Origin of the sequence: Ectobacillus soli, from assembly GCF_042610425.1 — a bacterium.
In the GTDB taxonomy this organism is placed as follows: domain Bacteria; phylum Bacillota; class Bacilli; order Bacillales; family Bacillaceae_G; genus Ectobacillus.
Genome location: NZ_JBGJZM010000001.1, coordinates 360,989 through 383,276 on the forward strand (window position 1 = coordinate 360,989; position 22,288 = coordinate 383,276).

Genomic DNA, 22,288 nt, shown 5'->3' on the forward strand with positions numbered 1-22,288 from the left:
ATGAGTATGCACATTGATTATTTTGATGAAACGAATGAAGTAGATGAAAGTTATACGGAAATGATACAGAATTTACTTGAAGTTGCAGCAAAGAGGGAAAAGGTTTCAGAAGCAGAAATGTCAATTACATTTGTGACAAATGAACGAATTCAAGAGCTAAATGCAACGTACAGAGGAAAGAATCAGCCTACGGATGTTATTTCATTTGCCATGGAAGATATGGGAGAAGGAGAGGAAGAACTAGTAGCAGCTGACATGCCTCGTATGCTAGGAGATATTGTTATTAGTATCCCTAGAACGAAGGAACAAGCAGAAGAATATGGGCATTCCTTTATGCGAGAACTTGGTTTTTTGTCTGTTCATGGGTTTTTACATTTACTCGGTTATGATCATATGAATGAAGCAGATGAGAAGATTATGTTTGGTAAGCAAAAAGAAATCTTAGATGAATTTGGATTACATCGATGAAAAGTTCGAGTCTATGGAAAAGCTTTCAGTATGCGTTCCGTGGCGTGATTAATAGTCTATCTAGTGAGAGAAATATGAGAATTCACTTTGTTGCTATAATTGTTGTACTAGCATGCGGTGCTTACTTTCACATTGAAAAGCAGGAATGGATTTTATTATTCCTTACTATGGGCGGAGTTGTAGCCTTAGAAATGATGAATACTGCTGTTGAAAAAACGGTAGATTTAGTAACGAGTGAATATAGAGAACTCGCTAAACAAGCAAAGGATATTGCGGCGGGTGCTGTTTTATTCTTTACTTGTATTGCTGTCGTGATAGGATGCATGATATTTCTCCCCTACATCTTTTGAAGATAGCGTAACATGATTTTTCGTTCTATTTCATTGTTTAGAAGAGGTATAGCTAGTATTTGAGATAAGGGGGCAGTAATGGTGAATCGAAAGCAATTAATTCAATATTCGATTGCAGCTCGTGAAAAGGCATACGTACCCTATTCAAAGTTTAAAGTAGGTGCCGCGCTATTCACAAACAAAGGAACAGTTTATACGGGCTGTAACATAGAGAATGCATCTTATGGCCTATCAAATTGTGCAGAGCGTACAGCACTTTTTAAAGCAATCTCAGAAGGAGAATATGAAATTGAAGCACTTGCTGTTGTGGCGGACACGAAAGGCCCTGTAGCGCCTTGTGGGGCCTGTCGTCAAGTGATAGCAGAGTTTTGTAAACCAGAAATGAAAATCTATTTAGCGAATGTGAAAGGGGATGTGCAGGAAACAACTGTTGCACAGCTATTACCCGGAGCATTTTCATCGGAGGCATTACATGAATAGTCAGTACAAATCAGGATTTGTAAGTATTATTGGAAGACCAAATGTAGGAAAATCAACATTTTTAAATCGAACCATTGGCCAGAAAATCGCGATCATGAGTGACAAGCCACAAACTACAAGAAATAAAATACAAGGTGTATTTACGCAACAAGACGCCCAAATTATTTTTATTGATACACCCGGTATACATAAACCGAAGCATAAGCTTGGGGATTTTATGATAAAAATGGCTGAAAATACATTAAAAGAAGTAGATATCGTTTTGTTTATGATCAATGCAGAAGAAGGGTTTGGTCGGGGTGATGAATTTATCATTGAGAAGCTGCAAACGACGAAACGTCCTGTTTTTTTAGTTGTTAATAAAATTGATTGTATTCATCCAGACAAACTTATGCTTTTGATTGATCAATATAGAACGTTATATGATTTTGCTGAAGTTGTCCCAATCTCAGCACTACAGGGAAATAATATAGATACGTTAATTAAAGTAATCAAAACTTATTTACCAGTAGGTCCGCAATATTATCCTGAAAATCAAGTGACAGATCACCCGGAACGTTTTATTATGGCAGAGCTTGTACGGGAGAAAGTGTTGCATTTAACTCGTGAAGAAGTACCACACTCCGTTGCTGTTGTCATTGATGCGATTGAAAAGCGTGAGGGCGGTGCAGTTTACGTAAATGCTTCGATTATTGTGGAGCGTACTTCCCAAAAAGGGATTATTATTGGAAAACAAGGTAGTATGCTAAAGGAAATCGGAAAACGAGCTCGGATTGATATCGAGATGCTTCTTGGCTCGAAGGTATATCTAGAGCTTTGGGTAAAGGTGCAAAAGGATTGGCGTAATAAGCTGTCGCAGCTACGTGATCTTGGTTTTCGGGAAGATGAATATCTATAAACAAAAAAGGCTGGGACGAAAGTATTTCAGCTAAAAAAAACCCGAACTATCATGTGAAATTCTAATTTAGAGTTTCGTAATAGTTCGGGTTTTTTATTTGTATTGGTTTTTTAAATTGAAATCATTCGTCTTTAAATAGGGATAATTTAGTTCTGTCCCAGCCTCTTTTGTTTCATAATTAATGGCTCACGGTTGGTATATGTTCTTGCTTGATATCTGCTGATAACTGTGAACATTCGCGAAAGGCAAAATGCTTACATCCGATGCAGGAATGTTTGTCAATATGTCCAAGGGAAGTAGTAATGGCTTCTCCTGTATGTTCAAAGAAGTGCTTCGCTCCAATTTCTTCGTATAAGCCGTTTTGCTTTAGCATTTCTTGTACCTTTGGTGTAAGACCGGAAATAAAAAGGGTACCACCATGGTTTTTAAAGTGATGAATCATATTTCTAAAATGTGCTTCTCCTGTCGAATCCATGAAGGGTACTTTCCCCATTCGTAAAATCAACACATTTGGTTTGAAATTGATGGTTTCCATAATGGTTTGTTCGAATGTCTGTGCAGCACCAAAAAATAATGGCCCTTCAATTGTATAAATACTAATTTGTGGGCAATTATGCGTAGCCATTACAACATGAGACATTACTTTTTCTTGTTTGCTATTATGGTCAGGTAATACCTTTGTAATGGTCATCATTTCACTCATTTGTTTTGCAAACAAGAGCACTGCTAGAATAAGACCAATTTCTACAGCTGTTGTTAGACTCGTAAAAATGGTTAAAAGGAATGTAACGAGTAAAACAAGGGAGTCTCCTGATTTCATTTTTAGTATATGGGCAAAATGGCTGCGCTCACTCATATTCCATGCAACGATCATTAATATAGGCGCCATACTTGCCAGTGGAATATGAGAAGCATAGGGAGCTAGCACAAGTAAAGTTATCATCACAAATATACCGTGAAAAATGCCAGACAACGGTGATGCAGCACCATTTTTAATATTTGTTGCTGTTCTAGCAATTGCTCCGGTGGCAGGAATACCTCCGAATAGCGGTGTAACAATGTTTGCAATTCCTTGCCCAATTAATTCTCGATTGCTATTGTGTTTGCTACTCGTCATGCCATCGGCCACTACTGCAGATAGGAGAGATTCAATGCCTCCTAACATGGCAATAACAAAAGCAGGTCCTATTAATTTTTGCACGCTATCCCATGAAATTGTTGGCAAACGAAAATGTGGGATAGTGTTTGGGATTTCTCCAAAAGCTGTTCCTATTGTCGGGACATGTCCTGAAAAGAACATCCCTGCAATACTACTTGAGATAAGTAAACCAATTAATGGTCCGGGTATTTTTGGAAATAGTTTTGGTGTAAGTAGGATAAAGAGTAGGCATATTGCTGCAGTTAGAATGCTGTATAGATTTACTGTATTTAGGTGAATGAAAATTTCGTCCAGGTTTGCCAAAAATGATTCATGCTTTTGAATGCCGACAAGGCCTAAAAAATTAGAGATTTGCCCTACAAAAATGATGATTGCAATTCCAGATGTAAAACCAATTGTAACAGGACGTGGTATAAATGTAATAAGTGAACCTAATTTGAAAAGACCCATTACACATAAGAGAATACCTGCTAATAGTCCAGCAACTAATAAATTTTCATAGCCATACGTAAGTACAATTCCTAATAAAACAGGAATAAATGCACCGGTTGGACCGCCAATTTGAAATCGAGAGCCACCTAAAAGTGAAATGAGAATCCCGGCTATACACGTTGTGTAAATGCCATATTCCGGTTTTACACCAGAAGCGATGGCAAAGGACATGCCAAGAGGAATTGCAATAATTCCCACGATAATTCCAGCTACAATGTCTTGTTTTAATTTTTGAAAGGAATACCCTGCATATCTACCTGTGAATCGAAGCTTCACATGAAACCCTTCTTTTCTATTTTAATTTTCGTATGATCTCCTTATTTCCCCTGTAATAAGGAGGGTGTTACTCTGCGAGATCCTCCAACATCGAAATGGTATAAACCAGTTGGTTATTAAAAATTTCTCGCGCCACAGTTAATAAGTCTGTAATCATTGGATCTCGTAATGAATACATGACTTGCTTTCCATTCTTTGTTCCAACAACAATGTTCTTTGCACGAAGTACACTTAGCTGCTGAGAAACAGCGGAGCCTTCACTGTTCACAAGTGTTTGAATTTCATTTACACTTTTTTCCCCTTCGGATAGTATTTCTAGAATACGAATGCGTAAAGGGTGCGCAAGTGCTTTAAAAAACTCGGCTTTAAATTGGTGCATATTCGTGTTCATTGTATCTCCCCCATCGAAGTTTCCCCTTTATTATGACTATACATATTCAGATATCTTGATATGTATAGATTACGCCTGACGTTTTAAAATTTCAAGATAAAATTACATTTATCCTGTTAAATATTTAAATCCATATCGTTAAGATGTTAGAATAAGAAGGAACTCTTATCCTTACTAAGATAAAAGTACGATTTGAAATCATTATTTTGAATTAGAAACTAGAAAAATTTCTCTCACATGAAAACGGGCGAATAGGGTCATTTTATTTAATAACAATTGAAATTGGATTTGCTAGGGGGAGTCTTATGTTGAACTTTACGTGGAATGTGTTTACCAAGACGGGCAGCATAGAAACGTATCTTCTCATAAAAGAGTTAGAACAAGAAGGACAAGAAGTACTAATTCAACAGGATGATGAGCTTGCCGATTTTGATTCTCCTATTACATGACCTTATTCGTCTTTACCTTGGATGGTGATGAATATGTTTCAAAAAATAGAAGGAATTGTATTACGTACGATTGATTACGGAGAAACCAATAGAATTGTAACATTTTATACACGTGAATTTGGAAAAGTCAGTGCAATGGCACGCGGAGCAAAGAAACCAAAAAGTAGGCTTGCTTCTATTTCTCAGCCGTTTACTTATGGTTATTTTCTCTTGCAGGTCGGTTCCGGTTTAGGAACGCTCCAACAGGGGGAAATTATTTCTTCGATGCGTGAAATAAGGGAGGACATCTTTTTAACAGCGTACGCTTCCTTCGTTATGGAGTTAACGGACAAAGCAACGGAAGAAAAGCAACCGAACCCATTTTTATTTGAATTGATGTATCAAACCTTACATTACATGAATGAAGGAGTTGACTCAGAGGTATTAGCACTTATATTTGAAGTGAAAATGCTTCCTGTGCTTGGGTTATATCCTGTCATAGATACTTGTGTTATTTGTCATGAGACGCGCCCTTTTTACGCTTTCTCTGTTCGAGAAGGCGGTTTTCTTTGTGAAGAGCATGCAGACCATGATCCGTATCATTTTCCTTTATCTGATGCAGCAAGTAAACTCATTCGTTTATTTTATCATTTTGATTTAAATAGACTAGGGAATGTTTCAGTGAAGGACGAAACAAAACAACAAATTCGTGCAGCAATTACAGCCTATTATGATGAATATTGTGGTATTTATTTAAAATCACGACGGTTTATCAGTCAATTAGATAAATTTAAAATGGAGTAAAGTAAGAACAGGATATAGTTAAAATTGTAGTATGCAGGATTGGTATTTCTATTGCCTATAGAAACCAATCCTCTTTATATATGTACGTATTTGCAGATTGTATTTGCATCATAAATCGATGTATGATAAAGAAGTTATACATAGCTCTAATATTGACATATGTCATTTCTTTTTGGAGCAGTTTGTTTGGTATATAATAGTAAGGAAAAGCATAATAATTCTTTTACGCTGCTGTCCATAAAGGTGGTGAGTACCATGGAAATTAATAAAAGACAAGAGCATATTGTTCAAATTGTAAAAGACAACGGTCCAATAACTGGAGAAGCAATTGCAGAACAGTTAAATTTAACAAGAGCGACCTTAAGACCAGATCTTGCTATATTAACGATGGCAGGTTATTTAGAGGCTCGTCCTCGCGTAGGATATTTTTATACAGGAAAGACAGGTGGACAGCTGCTGTCAGAAGCCTTGAAGAAGCTTACCGTTCGAAAACATATGTCCAGACCAGTTGTGGTAAATACAAATGTTTCGGTCTACGATGCGATATGTACAATGTTTCTTGAAGACGTAGGAACGTTGTTTATTGTAAATCAAAAAGCGATGTTAGTAGGTGTAGTGTCCCGTAAAGATTTATTAAGAGCTAGTTTAGGCAAACAAGATTTGACTGTCCTACCTGTTAATATCATTATGACAAGAATGCCGAATATTACGATGTGTAAAAAGGAAGATACTTTGTATGATGTCGCACAACGATTAATAGAAAAGCAAATAGATTCAATGCCAATCGTCAAAGATACCGATGAAGGGTTTGAAGTTGTGGGGCGTATTACGAAAACGAATATTACGCGTGCATTTGTAGATTTGGTGAATAATGAATTGATTTAACAGTTTAGTTAAAGTGAGGGAATGAAATGAGCAATCAAATTGTATACATTGTGTCCGATTCTGTAGGGGAAACAGCCGATTTAGTTGTTCGTGCTGCCATGGGACAATTTCTTTTTACACCTGATATTCGCCGTGTTCCGTATGTTGAAGATACAGGAACGTTAAGAGAGGTCATTTCGATTGCACAGAGTAATCACGCAATCATTTGTTTTACTTTAGTAAAGCCTGAGATGAGACAGTATTTAATTGAGGAAGCAGCAAAAGAGCACGTACAAGTGTATGATATTATTGGGCCGTTAATCGATCAAATACAAGCGATAACGGGAGGTATACCTCGTTATGAGCCAGGATTAGCTCGTACACTTGATGAAGATTATTTCAAAAAGATAGAAGCAATTGAATTTGCTGTTAAATATGATGATGGAAGAGACCCAAGAGGTATTTTGAAAGCTGATATTGTTTTAATAGGGTTATCCCGTACTTCTAAAACTCCGTTGTCTCAATATTTAGCGCACAAACGATTAAAAGTAGCTAATGTTCCACTTGTACCGGAAATTGAGCCACCGGAAGAATTATTTTCAGTTCCAAAGGAAAAGTGCTTCGGGCTAAAGATTGATCCTGAAAAGCTCAATCACATTCGAAAGGAACGTTTGAAATCGTTAGGGCTTAGCGATGGTGCAAACTATGCGAATTTAAACCGTATTAATGAGGAATTCAAGCATTTTGAGCGAATCATAGACAGAATTGGATGTACGGTCATTGATGTATCAAACCGGGCTATTGAAGAGTCCGCCAGTGTTATTTTAAATGAAATTCAAAACCAAAAAGATTATTAAAGGCACATTTCCCAAAAGGGAAATGTGCTTTTTTTAAAAATAAATAAAGTAGTAGCTAAGTACGAATTTTTGTATTATAATAAAAAATTGTGATAAAAACGTATGTTTTACGTTTAGACTTTGTTAGTTACGAATAAACTATGGGTAGGATTTGTGCTTGGTATTGATGCAGAGGGGAAGTTGATTATAAGTTTTGCATGTAAGGATAGCTTCCATAGCAAAATGCTTGTATTGGAGAAGAACTTTTTCTTGGTAGCAAATACGGGCTGCATTTGCTTGTCTAAGTGTACTCGACAAAATTCTTACCATTTACCCAAGGACTATGGAAGGATTCACAGAAGGAATGTAGAATAGAGAAATATGCAAAAAATCACAAGAATATTTATTGATAGTGATTCATGCCCTGTGAAGGAAGAAATTGTTGAGGTTGGGAATGAATATGGAGAAGAACTTTACTTTGTAGCTTCCTATCCGCACAAACCATATTTTAAAGAAGGAAATATGATCGATAGGTTTCTGCAAAATTGCGAAGAGGAGGAACTTTAGAAAAAGGTCCCAAACCTTTTTCTAAAGAGATCATAAGCAATTTTTGCTTAGTTTAGAAAAAATATTGTCGAATCATGAAGGAATCCTTTAACTTATAGCGAATAAAAAATACGACACGGAGATGCTGCTATGGGAAATCGAATTCCCGAAGACGTTGTGGAACGTATTCGACAATCAGTGGACATCGTTGACGTGATAGGCGATTATGTTCAATTGAAGAAGCAAGGACGCAACTACTTCGGTTTATGCCCTTTCCATGGGGAAAATACACCTTCGTTTTCAGTTTCATCAGACAAGCAAATCTTTCATTGCTTTGGGTGTGGGGAAGGTGGAAATGCTCTTTCATTCGTAATGAAGGTAGAGAATATTTCCTTTACCGAAGCGGTTATGAAGCTTGGAAATAGATCAGGCATCCAAGTAGCAGAGTATGTATCGGAACCAGAAGAAACGACGGATCACAATTCTGAAATGATACAGGCTCATGAACTTCTGAAAAAGTATTATCATCATCTTCTCATGAATACGCAAGATGCTAAACCAGCATTAGAATATCTACTTAACAGAGGCATATCGAAAGAAATGATTACAAAGTTTGAGATTGGATATGCCGGTGTAGCTTGGGATCATGCAACGCGAGTTTTGCAAAAACGTGGGTTTGCGATGGAACAGATGGTGCAAGCAGGATTAGTTATGGAAAATGAGAAAGACGGTAGTTACTATGATCGTTTTCGAAACCGTGTTATGTTTCCTATCTACAGCTTGCAAGGTAAAACGATTGCTTTTAGCGGACGAGCATTAGGAGAAGATTCTCCGAAGTATATGAATAGTCCAGAGACTCCTATTTTTCACAAAAGTAATACGCTATATCATTTCCATCAAGCTCGTTCTATGATTCGTAAAACACAAAGAGTTCTTTTGATGGAAGGGTATGCAGATGTAATTGCAGCTGTACATTGCGGGTTAGAGGAAGCTGTAGCAACAATGGGGACAGCTATAACAGAAGAACAAGCAAGAATTCTTCGAAGAAATGTTGATACAGTCGTGCTATGCTACGATGGAGATAAAGCTGGGCAAGAAGCAACTGTGAAAGCCGGACATTTGTTACTTCATGCAGGTTGTCAGGTTAGAGTTGTAATCGTTCCAGATAAAATGGATCCAGATGAATTCGTTCGTAAGCACGGAGTAGATTCGTTTCGAAATCTGATAGAAGAAAGTATACCATTTGTTGATTTTAAACTGTATTACCTTCGCCTAGGAAAGAATTTGCAAGACCCAGAAGAACAAGGGGCTTATGTACAGGCTGTTGTGAAAGAACTTGCAAGGCTTACAACATTTGTACAAGCTCAGCCTTACTTGCAGACGCTGACGAAAGAATTTCCATACGAAATGGAAGATTTACGTAGTGAATTGCGAAAGTATCAGAATCAACAACAACCAACTCGTACTATACCGGAACAAAAGCAAAATATAGGTATAAAAACGAAATTAGCAGGGTATGAAAGGTCTGAAAGAGAATTATTATATCATGCCTTGCAAAGTAGGGAAGTTGCTCAGCGGCTTCAAGACTTCGTTCATTATTTTCATACAGAAGAACATAAAGGGATTTTATACGAGGTATATGCATATTATGAAAAAGGAAATGAACCGAATATTAGTAAATTTATGGATTGGTTATCACAGAGTGATTTAAAAAATATCGTGGCTGATATTTCGGTAGATGTGTTCATTAATCCAACATACTCTCTTGAGTTGTTCGATGGAGATATAAAGTCGTTACAAAAGCATAAAGAAAAACTAGATCAAATGCGGAACATCTTTGAACTTCGAAAGTTAGAAAAGGTAGATCCTAAAGCTGCCGCCGTATTTGCTCAAGAAAATATAATTAAACAACATAAAGCAAGAAAATAGCTTTTTCAATAAGAATCAATTATAATCAATTTTTGTATCTCGTGTAAGGAGGGGAACAAATGGCTGACAAATCAGCTCGTTCTAAAGAAATTGAAAGTGATGTCACTCTTGATCAAGTAAAAGAGCAATTAACGGAGCTCGGTAAAAAACGTGGTGTTCTTACCTACGAAGAAATCGCTGAGCGCATGAGCGGGTTTGACATGGAATCAGAACAGATGGACGAATTCTACGAATTTCTAGGTGAACAAGCAATTGAATTAATTGGTGATTCTGATGAAGATCCCAATAGTCACCAACTTGCAAAAGAAGAAGAATTCGACTTGAATGATTTAAGCGTTCCACCAGGTGTTAAAATAAATGACCCCGTTCGTATGTACCTAAAGGAAATAGGTCGTGTTGATTTGCTTTCTGCTCAGCAGGAAATTGAATTAGCAAAACGAATTGAACAAGGTAACGAAGAAGCAAAACGTCGACTAGCTGAAGCAAACTTGCGCCTTGTCGTTAGTATTGCAAAACGTTATGTAGGACGTGGCATGTTATTTCTTGACTTAATTCAAGAAGGAAACATGGGTCTGATCAAAGCGGTTGAAAAATTCGATTATCGTAAAGGCTATAAATTTAGTACTTATGCTACTTGGTGGATTCGTCAAGCTATTACACGCGCAATAGCTGACCAAGCCCGCACAATACGTATTCCCGTTCATATGGTTGAAACGATTAATAAATTAATTCGTGTGCAACGACAATTACTTCAAGATTTAGGACGTGAGCCTTCTCCTGAAGAAATTGGTGAAGAAATGGATCTTGCACCTGAAAAGGTTCGCGAAATATTAAAGATAGCACAAGAGCCAGTTTCACTAGAAACGCCAATTGGTGAAGAAGATGATTCTCATCTTGGAGATTTTATTGAAGACCAAGAAGCAACATCTCCCGCCGATCATGCGGCCTATGAATTGTTAAAAGAACAGCTTGAAGATGTATTAGACACATTAACGGATCGTGAAGAAAATGTTCTTCGTTTACGCTTTGGCCTTGACGATGGTCGTACTCGTACATTAGAAGAGGTTGGTAAAGTGTTTGGTGTTACGAGAGAACGGATTCGTCAAATAGAAGCAAAAGCATTACGCAAGCTAAGACATCCGAGTCGTAGTAAGCGTCTAAAAGATTTCTTAGAATAGATTCCTCTTGAAAGTTTACTTCTTAGCTGTGAAGTAAGCTTTTTTCTTTTGTCAGCTTGTAGGGTGATTACAATTCTTGTAATTTATTTTACAGAATTGTTTATCGATTTGCAAATGCTCCTGTTGTGATTTTTCGAGTGAATTCTTGCCGAATTTACAGCGTTTATTACATACGATGACGGATTACCAAGATTTAACTAGATTTTTATCGTAATAATAGGATAATCATGTTAGAAATCAGCCTTTTCATTCCCATATATTATCATAAATTCTTTTTAAAGGTAATATACTTTCGAGTAAAGTAGATGTGTACAATCTAATTGAGGAATTGGGGGATTTGAGAAATGAAAGGAAATCCGTTACTTCCGTATGCGTTTCTTGCCATTATTGGAATCGCTTTAATGCTTATTTTCTCCTTTCAAGGAATCAAACAAGAGAAAGAATTGACGGCTGCACAAACAGGGGGGGCTGCGCCTCAGGCTGCTGCTAATCCAGAAGAAATCGTGAAGCAAACATGTACCAGTTGTCATGGGGCAAATTTGGAAGGATCGGTAGGACCGAATTTGCAGAAAATCGGAAGCAAATATTCGCAAGATGAAATAAAAGCAATACTAATGAACGGAAGAGGAAATATGCCAGCGGGATTAGTAACTAGCGACGTTGCAGCTAAGGTAGCTGCATATTTAGAAGGAAAAAAATAATGTAAAAAGAGGAAAAACCCCAAAATAACCTGTTAGCCCTTTATAAAATCGTAAAGGGCCTTCGCTCGTTTAGAAGTGGAATAAGTGCAAACATACTAATTTACTTGCATCAAAACCAATTAATTCTTATGATGAAGGCATACTAAAGAAAAAGGATTGTGGTATACAAAATGAATGAAGGAAAGTTATCAAAACGATTGGAAGCGGTAGCAAAGGAAATACCGCCGCAATCTGTTTTAGCCGATATTGGCTCTGATCATGCATATTTACCTTGCTACGCCATTTTACAAGGCCTTATTTCCCGTGCTATAGCTGGAGAAGTGGTAGAAGGACCATTTCGTTCGGCACAAGCTACGGTTCAGCTTTGCGGCTTACAAGCCCAAATTTCAGTTCGTAAGGGGAATGGACTAGACGTTCTACAAAAAGGAGAAACGGATGTTATTTCAATTGCGGGTATGGGGGGCGGTCTAATTCGTGATATTTTAGAACGCGGTAAAGATAAGCTAGATGGAGTGGCAAGACTGATCTTACAGCCAAACATTGGTGCAAATATCGTTCGAACATGGCTTATGGAGCATGGATGGGAGCTTATACATGAAACGATAATTGAAGAAGATGGGAAATTTTATGAAGTTCTTGTTGCTGAGCATGGTGATGGACGTAAACCATATCTTGCGCATAAAGAAGCAGGATTATTACTTGGACCGCATTTGATACGGGAAGGATCAGACACGTTTCGCGACAAGTGGAATTTTGAATTGCATAATTTACGCCGAATTTTGCTTCAATTACAATCTGCAAATCCAAGTGAAGAAATGATACAAAAGCGTTCAGAAATAGTACGTAAAATTCAATTGATAGAAGAGGGATTGGCATGAGTAAAATTCCGAATGGGCACGAAGTGATTGCTTTGTTTGAACACTTTTATCCGAAATCACTTGCTATGGAGGGTGACAAAATAGGATTGCAGCTAGGTTCTCTTTCTGCTCCTGCTGAGCATGTTTTAGTTGCTCTTGATGTGACAGAGGAGGTAGTACAGGAAGCAATTGAAAAACAATGTACATTAATTATTGCACATCATCCATTTATTTATTATCCATTAAAGCAAATTCTAACAGACACAAGTCAAGGAAGAATTATCGATTTATGTTTGCACCATAATATTGCAATATATGCTGCACATACAAATTTAGATGTCGCACCTGGTGGAGTCAATGATTTATTAGCAGATGCGCTACAACTTCAGCACACAGAGGTTCTCGTTCCGACCTATGAGGATAAGTTGAAGAAACTGGTTGTATTTGTACCTGTAACTCATGAAGTGACCATGCGAAAGGCATTGGGGGATAGCGGAGCAGGTTCTATTGGAAAGTATAGTCATTGTTCCTTTACAGGTTTGGGGACAGGGGCATTTTTACCGATGGAAGGAACTAATCCGTTCATCGGAAAGCAAGGAGAACTTACAAAAGTAGAAGAGGTTCGAATTGAAACGGTATTTCCTGCCTCCTTACAAAGACAAGTTGTAAAATCGATGTTAGAAGCGCATCCGTATGAAGAAGTTGCTTATGATATATATTCATTAGATAATAAGCCCAATAGGTTAGGATTAGGTAGAATAGGTGTACTGCAAAACGAAATGACTGTAGAACAATTTGCAAACTATGTGAAAGAATGCTTAGAAGTTCCGGTGGTTCGCGTGGTTGGAAAGTTGCAGGATCGTGTTCGAAAAGTAGCGGTACTTGGAGGAGACGGGAATAAATATTGGAAACAGGCAAAGTTTCGCGGAGCTGATGTGTACATAACTGGAGATTTGTATTATCATGTTGCACATGATGCGCTGACATACGGATTAAACGTCATTGACCCAGGACATAATGTGGAAAAGGTTATGAAAAAAGGCGTACAAAAACGATTGCAAAGGGAATTAAATAATAAGAACTACAACGTAACTATTCATTCGTCTACGATACATACGGATCCATTTGTATTCATATGAAACAAGAAACCATCCTTATATCTAAGGGATGGTTTCTTGTTTCTTTCAGGTTGATGAGTTATTCATTTCAATCTTTTTGTTTTACTTTAGGTAATATTTTATTCAGTGGCACGTTTCTTTTTCGTTCCCAAGTAGCGGGATTTGCAGGATCATATTGTTCAAAAAAGGCGATGACTTCTTTTGTAATAGGAGTAGGTGTAGAAGCACCTGCGGTTATTGCAACGGTATGGACCCCTTCTAGCCATTCTAATTGTATTTCACTCACATCTGCAACGCGATAGGCGTTTGTATGTGCAATTTCTTTGGATACTTGTGCAAGACGATTGGAATTGTTGCTTTTTGGATCTCCCACAACAATCGTGACATCCGCTTCTCCGGCTTGCTTAGCAACTGCCTCTTGGCGTACTTGCGTTGCTAGGCAAATTTCTTTATGCACCTCAGCGGTTGGAAAGCGCTCTTTTATTTTTTCAATGATATGCAATACATCCCATTGACTCATCGTGGTTTGATTGGTTACTAATATCTTTTCGGTTGGAATAGTAAGGTCTGTGATATCTTCTTCCTTGCTAATTAAATGAACAATATCTGGTGCTATTCCAATAGCGCCCTCTGGCTCTGGATGCCCTTTTTTCCCAATATAAATAACATGGTATCCTTCTTCTTTCTTTGCAACAATTAAATCATGCGTTTTCGTTACATCTGGGCATGTAGCATCTATTGTAGTGAGTCCCTTTTCGATTGCTCGTTTTTTTACTTCAGGAGAAACCCCATGAGCGGTAAAAATGACGGTTCCTGAATGAATCTTGTCTAGTATTTCCAAACGATTTGGACCATCTACTGTAATAATACCTTCTTCTGTAAATGCGTCTGTAACATGTTTATTGTGTACAATCATACCTAAAATGTAAATTGGTCTAGGTAATGTTTTATCAAGTGCTGCATTGCGTGCTATAACCATTGCATCAACTACCCCGTAGCAGTATCCACGAGGGGCAATTTTAATAATTTTCAAATTCTTCCTCTCCTTTATACAAGGACATATTGTAAAGCTAAGCTGACATAATGCTAGTAAGACATTTATAGTAAAGGGTTGGCAAATATGCTATATGCTGCGTGTACACTTTTTATTATAAGGGAGGAGAGGACAGAAGACAAAAAGATTGAAAGCTAGACGTATAATTTTGGCTTAGTGCCTTTGATATGCGGTTCCACAAGCGGAAGTTCCTCTTTTTTAGCTACGATATGCCGAGATCTTGTCTTGGTAGTTGGTTTCGTTTTACTTTCAGTAGCTTCTTGTTCCTTTTCGGCAGGTAAGGATGAAGTATTATCCTCTTTTTTTTGCAATGAGGATAATAGTTTTGTTATATTCGGGAAATTTTTTATTAGAGGGCTATATTGTTGAACGACTGGTCCCACGGTTTGCGCCACCTTTACAACCTTTTCTACGTTTCCTATCATAGAAGATGGATCGGCAATCAAATTAGAAAAGAATGTGCCAACACCCCCTTTTGAGGTGACGGTTGCGGCTGCAGTAGTAGGTGATGCTATGGGACTGTTCATTCTTACGGAATTATCATACGGGTTTCTCATTTGTTCGTTTCGTTGCGGCGGATAGGCCTGAAATGTTTGCGGATAATTTGTTCCCATTTCTTGAGGAAAACGGGTCTGATTCTCAAAAGGATACGGTGCACGATTCTTTTGCCCTAATAATTTGGAAAGAAATCCTTGTTTTTGTTGTGGCATTTGTAAAGGCGGCATTCCCATTGGTTGATAGGGATAAGGGTATTGGACAGATGGGGATGGCATTTGTCGCTGAGTCATAAGAATTCTCCTTTCGTATAGGTGTATACACTACTGTATGCTCTAAGGTAGAATTGGTTAGTATTGGATTGAAAAGCAAACTAGGGATGGATTTATAAGCAATAATCAGATATAATGATTACTTGACTTACTTTTGAACGAATAGAAAGAAGGTGGACGAATGACAACTGTAACATTCGAGCAGTTCAATTTTCAACCATTTCTCATACAGGCGGTAGAAGAGCTAGGGTTTAAAGAGCCTACTGAAATACAACAGAAGGTTTTTCCTATTGTCAAAAAGAGATTAAGTGTAATCGGACAATCTCAAACTGGATCGGGAAAAACACATGCTTATTTGCTTCCATGCTTGGATAATATGAATGCAAACTATGAGGGAGTACAGCTCGTTATCACGGCTCCAACACGAGAATTAGCTCAGCAGATTTATGAAGAGGTTCTGCGATTAACAAAGTTTTCACAACAAGAGATAGACACCCGTTGTTTCGTAGGAGGCACGGATAAAAAACGTGCGATTCAGAAATTAAAAAAACAGCCTAGTATTGTTGTAGGGACCCCTGGTCGTATTTATGACTTAGTTCAGGAACAAGCACTGCATATTCATACTGCCAATACGCTTGTAATTGATGAAGCAGATATTATGCTTGATATGGGCTTTATTCAGGATGTGGATAAAATCGCATCAAAAATGACTAAGCAACTACAGATGCTTGTCTTTTCAGCGACGATTCCAGAAAAACTAAAACCTTTCATGAAAAAGTATATGGAGCATCCAGAGTATGTACAAGTGAATCCGAAGCAAATTGCGGCGGAAAATATAGTGCATAATCTGATGCCGATTCGTCATCGAAATAAAATCACGTTATTATCGGAAATTTTATTGCAATCACGTCCTTATTTGGCTATCGTGTTTACGAATACGAAAAAAAATGCTGAAGAAATTGCGGATGGGCTCGCTGAACGTGGATTAAAAGTGGGCCGTGTTCACGGTGATTTAACGCCGCGTGAGCGAAAGAAAATGATGAAACAAATTCATGACTTAGACTATCAATATATCGTTGCTACCGATTTAGCAGCGCGCGGAATTGATATTAAAGGTATTAGTCATGTTATTAATTATGAATTACCCTCAGACCTTGATTTTTACATTCATCGCGTGGGTAGAACGGCACGTGCGGGTCAATCGGGTATTGCAATCACGATGTATGATCTTTCTGATGAAGATGCAATCATTAAATTAGAAAAACGTAATATATCCTTCGAACATATTGATTTAAAGGCCGGTGAATGGATTGAGCTTCCTCCTCGAAAGAAGAGACTTAATCGAAAAAAACCAGGATCATCTTTGGATAATATGACGAAAAAAGTGATAAAAAAACCAACAAAGATAAAACCAGGATATAAAAAAAAGCTTGCTGTAGAACGAGATAAAGTGAAGAAAAAATTTCAAAAAAGATCGAAGTAAGGTTTCATTTCTAAAAAGGGGCATATACGGCTCCTTTTTATTTGTCTAGTGCTTAAGCAGTATAGTAAGATGAAAATGGCAAAAACTAAGAGGTGATGGTTATGAAAATAGGTTCTCATGTTTCAATGAATGGTAAAAAAATGTTGCTTGGGTCAAGTGAAGAAGCGATTTCTTACGGCGCTACTACATTTATGATTTATACGGGAGCTCCTCAAAATACAAGAAGAAAGCCAATTGAAGAGTTAAATATTGAGGCGGGCCAGCTACATATGAAAGAGCATGGAATCGATGAAATCGTCGTACATGCCCCTTATATTATTAATATTGGAAATACCCAAAATCCTGCGACGTTTAAGCTTGGCGTTGATTTCTTACGTTTAGAAATTGAACGAAGTGAAGCGCTGGGGTTTGCTAAGCAAATCGTACTACATCCAGGCGCCCATGTTGGGGCAGGTTCAGAGGCAGGAATTGCAAAGATTATTGAAGGTTTGAATGAAGTCATTACACCACATCAAAATGTGCAGATTGCCTTAGAAACAATGGCAGGAAAAGGATCCGAATGCGGGCGAACGTTCGAAGAGCTTGCTCAAATTATTTCAGGTGTTACCCATAACGAAAAGCTATCTGTGTGCTTTGATACATGCCATACACACGATGCTGGTTATGATGTTATCAGTGATTTTGACGGGGTTCTAGAACAATTCGACAAAATAATTGGGATGGATCGGTTAAAGGTACTTCATATTAATGATAGCAAAAATGAACGAGGTACGCATAAAGATCGTCATGAAAATATTGGGTTTGGGAAAATTGGATTTGATGCTTTAAGCTATATTGTTCATCATCCACAGCTAGAGGTTGTTCCGAAAATTCTAGAAACACCTTATGTAGGAGAAGATAAACTAAATAAAAAGGCGCCTTATAAATATGAAATTGAAATGCTTCTTAGCAAAAAATTCGATCCTGAATTACAAGAAAAAGTAATGCAACAATAAGGGAGGGGATGATTCCTCTCCTTATTGTTTGACTAGATTTTGAAGTAAGGTATTTACCTGCTGTGCTGTTTTGATCGACGTTACGTCTGCAATTTTTTTAAGAAGCTGTATGCGTTCAGAAGCATCATAAATATTAATATTTTGCCCTTTCATGAGGGTGGAAACTTGCTGACACTGCTTAACCGTGATTGCAATATCATACTCTTTGCTATACTTCATTAGCTCCTCGGCCGTAATGCCATTTAATTTTTTATTCACGAATTGTTGAATAATATTCAAGAGAAATCCCTCACCCTCTCCATTTTTACAGAAAGTATATGTTAGAGAAGCTTGGATTTATTCCATCGTTTATGCACGTTCTTATTGAGATTTCTATACAAGCATAGCGGTTTACAATCTTTGCAAAACATACTATAATTCACAAAGAGACAAATCGTAATCATTTCGAAAAAAGGTGAAATGGAATGGAAATTGGTACGGAAAACGTAATTGATATAGATCATGTATCATTTCGGTACGAAGACCGAAATGTGTTAGAGGATGTTCACTTTAGTATCCCAAAAGGAGCGTTTGTTGGGTTAGTGGGACCTAATGGATCAGGAAAATCAACCCTATTAAAATGTATTCTTGGAATTCTTAGGCCAAAGGAAGGCAATATTCGTCTCTTTGGAACCGATATTCGTAAATTTAAAGAGTGGAATCGAATTGGATATGTATCGCAAAAAGCGAATAGCTTCAATTCGGGTTTTCCGGCATCAGTGTTTGAAGTTGTGGCAATGGGATTAGTTTCAAAGGTAGGATATTTCCGTTTTTTAACGAAGGAAGATAAAAAGCTTGTACGTAACGCAATTGAAGATGTTGGCCTGTTAGACTATATCCATGCAAATATAGGAGAATTGTCTGGCGGACAGCAGCAACGTGTTTTTATTGCTCGTGCGCTCGTTAGTTCTCCTGATTTGCTTATTTTAGATGAGCCAACGGTTGGGGTAGATGCAAGTAATGTACAAAGCTTCTACGAGCTATTAGACACATTACATTTGAAGCACGGTATTACTTTATTACTCGTTACACATGACATTGGGACGATAACCGATAAAGTATCACATGTTGCTTGTTTGAATAAATTTCTATACTTTCATGGTGAAACGGATGCATTTAACGAACGAAAAGACAAGGATTTATCGTTTTTCTATGGCCATCATGTTCAAATGCTGGAACACAATCATGAACATGAACATGGAGGGATACGATGATTCAGGACTTTTTACAGTATGATTTTTTGCGAAATTCACTTTTTGCAGGATTATTAATAGGTTTGGCAGCCCCTTTACTGGGAGTGTTTGTTGTAATCCGTAGATTATCGCTCATTGCTGATGCACTAAGTCATGTCACACTGGCCGGGATTGCAGCAAGCTTACTTGTAGAAAAAACCATATTTACTGGTGGATTTATTAATCCTTTATATATGGGGATGGCTTTTTCTATAGGCGGTGCTATGTTGATTGAAAAACTACGTGGTGTGTATAAGCACTATCAAGAGCTGGCGATACCGATTATTTTATCGAGTGGAATTGGACTCAGTGTAATTTTTATTTCTCTTGCGAACGGGTTTAATACCGATTTATTTAATTATTTATTTGGCAGTGTAAGTGCTGTAAGTAACAGCGATTTATTAGCAATTGTGTTTGTTACTTTACTTGTGATTGTAGTTATCATTTCTTTATTCAAGGAACTATTTTTGCTTTCTTTTGATGAGGAATATGCTATAGCAACAGGCTTGCGTTCGAAATGGATTCAGTTTATTTTCATCATTCTTGTTGCACTGGTAATTGCATCTTCAATGCGAGTAGTCGGAATTTTACTTGTTTCTTCGTTAATGACGATTCCTGTAGCAGCAAGTATTCGGATTGCCAAAGGATTTAAACAGACTATTTTTTTCTCTATTTTATTTGGAGAAATTTCAGTAATAGGTGGATTAATCACATCATATCAACTTAACCTAGCTCCAGGTGGAACGATTGTTATGATTGCCGTTATAATTTTGATAGGAGCTATTGTTTGGAAAAAGCAAAAAACCGCGTAAAGTAGGGGATAAGTATGAATCTTACAGAAGCGTTGCAAATGCTAAAGGATAAAGGATATAAATATACGAAAAAAAGGGAAGATATGCTGCGTTTATTTGCATCCTATAATAAATATTTAACTGCTAAAGATGTGCTTGAGCATATGAAGAATGATTATCCCGGTCTTAGCTTTGATACGATTTATCGAAACTTATCTGTATTTGTGATGTTAAATATTTTAGAGCAGACGGAACTAAATGGAGAGAAAAATTTTCGCTTTACTTGCCAAACCGCTGAACATCACCATCATTTTATTTGCTTAGTATGCGGTAAGACAAAAGAAATTCATGCATGTCCATTAGGTGAAAATTTAAATGATTTGCAAGGGTATGAAGTGACTGGACATAAGTTTGAAATATATGGGGTTTGCCCAGATTGCGTGCAGTATCGCGAATCACATTCTCTTAAATAGAAAAAAAGCTTGTCTTAAGACAAGCTTTTTTTCTATTTCTTATTTATTGGCAGCAGCGTATTCTGCTGCAACTTTATCGATTTCTTTCTTTAATTCTTCGACCATTTCGCTTTCTGGTACTTTGCGAATGATTTCTCCTTTGCGGAAGAGGAGACCTTCTCCGCGTGCTCCGGCAATTCCGATGTCTGCTTCGCGTGCTTCACCGGGGCCATTTACCGCACAGCCAAGAACAGAAACCTTGATAGGTGCCTTAATTTTGGAGATATATTCTTCAATTTCATTTGCAATGCTAATGAGATCAATTTCAATACGACCGCATGTTGGACATGAAACTAATGTAGCGACATTTGCAGCAAGACCAAATGATTTCAATAATTCACGAGCTACCTTTACCTCTTCGACTGGATCTGCGCTAAGCGAAATACGAATTGTATTTCCGATTCCTTTGCTAAGAATAGCACCTAAACCAGCTGCGCTTTTTACCGTACCAGAGAACAATGTTCCTGATTCTGTTATTCCCAGGTGAAGAGGGTAGTTGAAAGCACGAGATGCTTTTTCATATGCTTCAATCGCTAAATTTACATCAGATGCTTTCATGGAAACGATAATATCATGGAAATCTAGGTCTTCTAATATTTTAATATGATGGAGTGCACTTTCCACCATACCATCAGCGGTAGGATAACCATATTTCTCAATAATACGGCGTTCTAAGGAACCTGCATTAACACCGATACGAATCGGAATACCGCGCGCCTTCGCAGCGTTTACAACGGCTTCTACCTTTTCTTTGCGACCAATATTTCCGGGATTAATACGAATCTTATCAACGCCGCCTTCAATTGCCTTTAATGCTAAGCGATAATCAAAATGAATATCAGCTACAAGCGGAATATGAATGCGCTTTTTAATATCTGCAATCGCATTTGCAGCTCGTTCATCAGGAACAGCTACACGAACAATCTGACAACCAGCTTCTTCTAACCGTAAAATTTCAGCAACAGTTGCCTCAACATCATGTGTTTTTGTCGTTGCCATACTTTGTATAATTACTTCATTATTACCGCCAATTGTCAAGTTACCAACCTTAACAGGTCGTGTTTGCGAACGGTGCGTAATTTCATTCACGAATAAATCGCTCTCCTTATAAAGGGTTACATGCTAATAGTCTATTCCTCGTTTATTGTAACAATGCCTTTAGTGGATTGACAAGAATAATGATATATTTCATTCTGTAATTTCCTAAATTACACTTTGGAGAGCCCAGCATGATCCATACTAGTTTTTTGAAGTGGTGCTTTGTACACAGGAAATTTATAAGATTTACCAACCTTTAGCTTTCCGGGGGATTGATCGGGATTTAGTTCTTTAAAGTCGGCAACAATTTTTTCGATGGAGGGAATCTGGTTATTATTCACTTCCTCTACTATAGAAAGTACAGTATCTCCGTTCTTCACTTCAATACTTTCATATGGAATCGTACTATTACTATTTGTGGCCACTTGTTTGGTTTGATTTGACCGAAGTAAAGGAAGTGTACCTATCTTTATATCGTAAAAAATTATATAGCCAATTAGTAAAATAAAAATGGTAGCACCAAGTCGTTTCATCATTCTCCACCTCTTTTGTAGAGAAATATATGCTTGTACCAAAAAAAAATGCCACATCTGTGACATTTT

26 protein-coding genes are annotated in these 22,288 nt (G+C 37.5%); 19 read left to right on the plus strand and 7 right to left on the minus strand.

The window, feature by feature from the left end; all coding sequences use genetic code 11:
- From ybeY to era, 4 genes are all read left to right on the plus strand, one after another.
- Nucleotides 1–468, plus strand: a complete 468-nt coding sequence (gene ybeY / locus ACAN53_RS01840; RefSeq protein WP_379966169.1) for an rRNA maturation RNase YbeY — start codon at nt 1–3, stop codon at nt 466–468.
- Entirely contained in the window at nt 465–818 is a 354-nt protein-coding gene (locus tag ACAN53_RS01845; protein ID WP_379966172.1) for a diacylglycerol kinase family protein, read from the plus strand. The genes ybeY and ACAN53_RS01845 overlap by 4 nt, the downstream gene beginning before the upstream one ends.
- An 81-nt stretch (nt 819–899) precedes the next feature.
- On the plus strand, nt 900–1,298 hold the full coding sequence (locus ACAN53_RS01850; RefSeq protein ID WP_379966175.1) for a cytidine deaminase: 399 nt from the start codon (nt 900–902) through the stop codon (nt 1,296–1,298).
- Entirely contained in the window at nt 1,291–2,196 is a 906-nt protein-coding gene (era, locus tag ACAN53_RS01855; RefSeq protein WP_379966178.1) for a GTPase Era, read from the plus strand. The genes ACAN53_RS01850 and era overlap by 8 nt, the downstream gene beginning before the upstream one ends.
- A 178-nt stretch (nt 2,197–2,374) precedes the next feature.
- Here the strand turns inward: era and ACAN53_RS01860 are convergent, their stop codons facing one another.
- Both ACAN53_RS01860 and ACAN53_RS01865 read right to left on the minus strand, forming a co-directional pair.
- The gene (locus ACAN53_RS01860; protein ID WP_379966181.1) at nt 2,375–4,123 is read right to left on the minus strand and encodes a SulP family inorganic anion transporter; all 1,749 of its coding nucleotides are present in this window, start codon (nt 4,121–4,123) and stop codon (nt 2,375–2,377) included.
- A gap of 67 nt (nt 4,124–4,190) precedes the next feature.
- Entirely contained in the window at nt 4,191–4,514 is a 324-nt protein-coding gene (locus tag ACAN53_RS01865) for an ArsR/SmtB family transcription factor (protein WP_379966184.1), read from the minus strand.
- Between the two features lie 305 nt (nt 4,515–4,819).
- Here ACAN53_RS01865 and ACAN53_RS01870 point away from each other — a divergent pair, with 305 nt between their 5' ends.
- The 10 genes from ACAN53_RS01870 to ACAN53_RS01915 all read left to right on the plus strand — a co-directional run bounded on the left by ACAN53_RS01870 (nt 4,820) and on the right by ACAN53_RS01915 (nt 13,796).
- Nucleotides 4,820–4,963, plus strand: coding sequence for a YqzL family protein (locus tag ACAN53_RS01870; protein WP_379966187.1), 144 nt, complete (start codon nt 4,820–4,822; stop codon nt 4,961–4,963).
- Between the two features lie 33 nt (nt 4,964–4,996).
- Complete coding sequence (gene recO, locus ACAN53_RS01875; protein WP_379966190.1) at nt 4,997–5,746, plus strand: DNA repair protein RecO; 750 nt, start codon at nt 4,997–4,999, stop codon at nt 5,744–5,746.
- A 255-nt stretch (nt 5,747–6,001) separates the two neighbouring features.
- Nucleotides 6,002–6,631, plus strand: coding sequence for a helix-turn-helix transcriptional regulator (locus tag ACAN53_RS01880; RefSeq protein WP_379966193.1), 630 nt, complete (start codon nt 6,002–6,004; stop codon nt 6,629–6,631).
- Nucleotides 6,632–6,657: 26 nt separating this feature from the next.
- Nucleotides 6,658–7,467, plus strand: a complete 810-nt coding sequence (locus ACAN53_RS01885) for a pyruvate, water dikinase regulatory protein (RefSeq protein WP_379966196.1) — start codon at nt 6,658–6,660, stop codon at nt 7,465–7,467.
- Between the two features lie 360 nt (nt 7,468–7,827).
- Nucleotides 7,828–8,013 carry a PIN domain-containing protein gene (locus tag ACAN53_RS01890; protein WP_379966199.1) on the plus strand — a complete coding sequence of 62 codons (186 nt, stop codon included), beginning with the start codon at nt 7,828–7,830 and terminating at the stop codon, nt 8,011–8,013.
- A 129-nt stretch (nt 8,014–8,142) separates the two neighbouring features.
- Nucleotides 8,143–9,921: a DNA primase gene (gene dnaG, locus ACAN53_RS01895; protein ID WP_379966202.1), complete on the plus strand. Its 1,779-nt coding sequence runs from the start codon at nt 8,143–8,145 to the stop codon at nt 9,919–9,921.
- A gap of 59 nt (nt 9,922–9,980) precedes the next feature.
- Nucleotides 9,981–11,099, plus strand: coding sequence for an RNA polymerase sigma factor RpoD (gene rpoD, locus ACAN53_RS01900; RefSeq protein ID WP_379966205.1), 1,119 nt, complete (start codon nt 9,981–9,983; stop codon nt 11,097–11,099).
- A gap of 344 nt (nt 11,100–11,443) precedes the next feature.
- On the plus strand, nt 11,444–11,800 hold the full coding sequence (gene cccA / locus ACAN53_RS01905) for a cytochrome c550 (protein WP_379966208.1): 357 nt from the start codon (nt 11,444–11,446) through the stop codon (nt 11,798–11,800).
- Between the two features lie 170 nt (nt 11,801–11,970).
- Nucleotides 11,971–12,678, plus strand: coding sequence for a tRNA (adenine(22)-N(1))-methyltransferase (locus ACAN53_RS01910; protein ID WP_379966211.1), 708 nt, complete (start codon nt 11,971–11,973; stop codon nt 12,676–12,678).
- Nucleotides 12,675–13,796: a Nif3-like dinuclear metal center hexameric protein gene (locus ACAN53_RS01915; protein WP_379966214.1), complete on the plus strand. Its 1,122-nt coding sequence runs from the start codon at nt 12,675–12,677 to the stop codon at nt 13,794–13,796. Before ACAN53_RS01910 ends, ACAN53_RS01915 begins: the two co-directional genes overlap by 4 nt.
- A 67-nt stretch (nt 13,797–13,863) precedes the next feature.
- Here the strand turns inward: ACAN53_RS01915 and ACAN53_RS01920 are convergent, their stop codons facing one another.
- Both ACAN53_RS01920 and vrrA read right to left on the minus strand, forming a co-directional pair.
- The gene (locus tag ACAN53_RS01920) at nt 13,864–14,808 is read right to left on the minus strand and encodes a 4-hydroxy-3-methylbut-2-enyl diphosphate reductase (protein WP_379966217.1); all 945 of its coding nucleotides are present in this window, start codon (nt 14,806–14,808) and stop codon (nt 13,864–13,866) included.
- Between the two features lie 155 nt (nt 14,809–14,963).
- Nucleotides 14,964–15,617 carry a VrrA/YqfQ family protein gene (gene vrrA, locus ACAN53_RS01925; RefSeq protein WP_379966220.1) on the minus strand — a complete coding sequence of 218 codons (654 nt, stop codon included), beginning with the start codon at nt 15,615–15,617 and terminating at the stop codon, nt 14,964–14,966.
- A gap of 160 nt (nt 15,618–15,777) precedes the next feature.
- Between vrrA and ACAN53_RS01930 the strand changes: the two genes are divergently transcribed.
- Together ACAN53_RS01930 and ACAN53_RS01935 are read left to right on the plus strand one after the other, a co-directional pair.
- Complete coding sequence (locus ACAN53_RS01930) at nt 15,778–17,079, plus strand: DEAD/DEAH box helicase (RefSeq protein WP_379966223.1); 1,302 nt, start codon at nt 15,778–15,780, stop codon at nt 17,077–17,079.
- Between the two features lie 95 nt (nt 17,080–17,174).
- Nucleotides 17,175–18,074 (plus strand): deoxyribonuclease IV, encoded by a 900-nt coding sequence (locus ACAN53_RS01935; protein ID WP_379966226.1) that lies wholly within the window; start codon nt 17,175–17,177, stop codon nt 18,072–18,074.
- A 21-nt stretch (nt 18,075–18,095) separates the two neighbouring features.
- On the opposite strand, the gene ACAN53_RS01940 is transcribed toward ACAN53_RS01935, so the two are convergent.
- A complete protein-coding gene (locus tag ACAN53_RS01940; RefSeq protein WP_379966229.1) occupies nt 18,096–18,353 on the minus strand; it encodes a DUF2624 domain-containing protein in 258 nt (85 codons plus the stop codon).
- A gap of 185 nt (nt 18,354–18,538) precedes the next feature.
- On the opposite strand from ACAN53_RS01940, the gene ACAN53_RS01945 reads away from it, so the two are divergent.
- The 3 genes from ACAN53_RS01945 to ACAN53_RS01955 are packed head-to-tail and all read left to right on the plus strand — an operon-like array spanning nt 18,539 to nt 20,609.
- Nucleotides 18,539–19,327 carry a metal ABC transporter ATP-binding protein gene (locus ACAN53_RS01945; RefSeq protein WP_379966232.1) on the plus strand — a complete coding sequence of 263 codons (789 nt, stop codon included), beginning with the start codon at nt 18,539–18,541 and terminating at the stop codon, nt 19,325–19,327.
- Nucleotides 19,324–20,157: a metal ABC transporter permease gene (locus tag ACAN53_RS01950; protein WP_379966235.1), complete on the plus strand. Its 834-nt coding sequence runs from the start codon at nt 19,324–19,326 to the stop codon at nt 20,155–20,157. Before ACAN53_RS01945 ends, ACAN53_RS01950 begins: the two co-directional genes overlap by 4 nt.
- A 14-nt stretch (nt 20,158–20,171) precedes the next feature.
- The gene (locus tag ACAN53_RS01955) at nt 20,172–20,609 is read left to right on the plus strand and encodes a Fur family transcriptional regulator (protein ID WP_379966238.1); all 438 of its coding nucleotides are present in this window, start codon (nt 20,172–20,174) and stop codon (nt 20,607–20,609) included.
- 39 nt (nt 20,610–20,648) lie between these two features.
- On the opposite strand, the gene ispG is transcribed toward ACAN53_RS01955, so the two are convergent.
- Entirely contained in the window at nt 20,649–21,728 is a 1,080-nt protein-coding gene (gene ispG, locus ACAN53_RS01960) for a flavodoxin-dependent (E)-4-hydroxy-3-methylbut-2-enyl-diphosphate synthase (RefSeq protein WP_379970212.1), read from the minus strand.
- Nucleotides 21,729–21,856: 128 nt separating this feature from the next.
- Nucleotides 21,857–22,219 carry a hypothetical protein gene (locus ACAN53_RS01965; protein ID WP_379970214.1) on the minus strand — a complete coding sequence of 121 codons (363 nt, stop codon included), beginning with the start codon at nt 22,217–22,219 and terminating at the stop codon, nt 21,857–21,859.
- Nucleotides 22,220–22,288 lie beyond the last annotated feature (69 nt).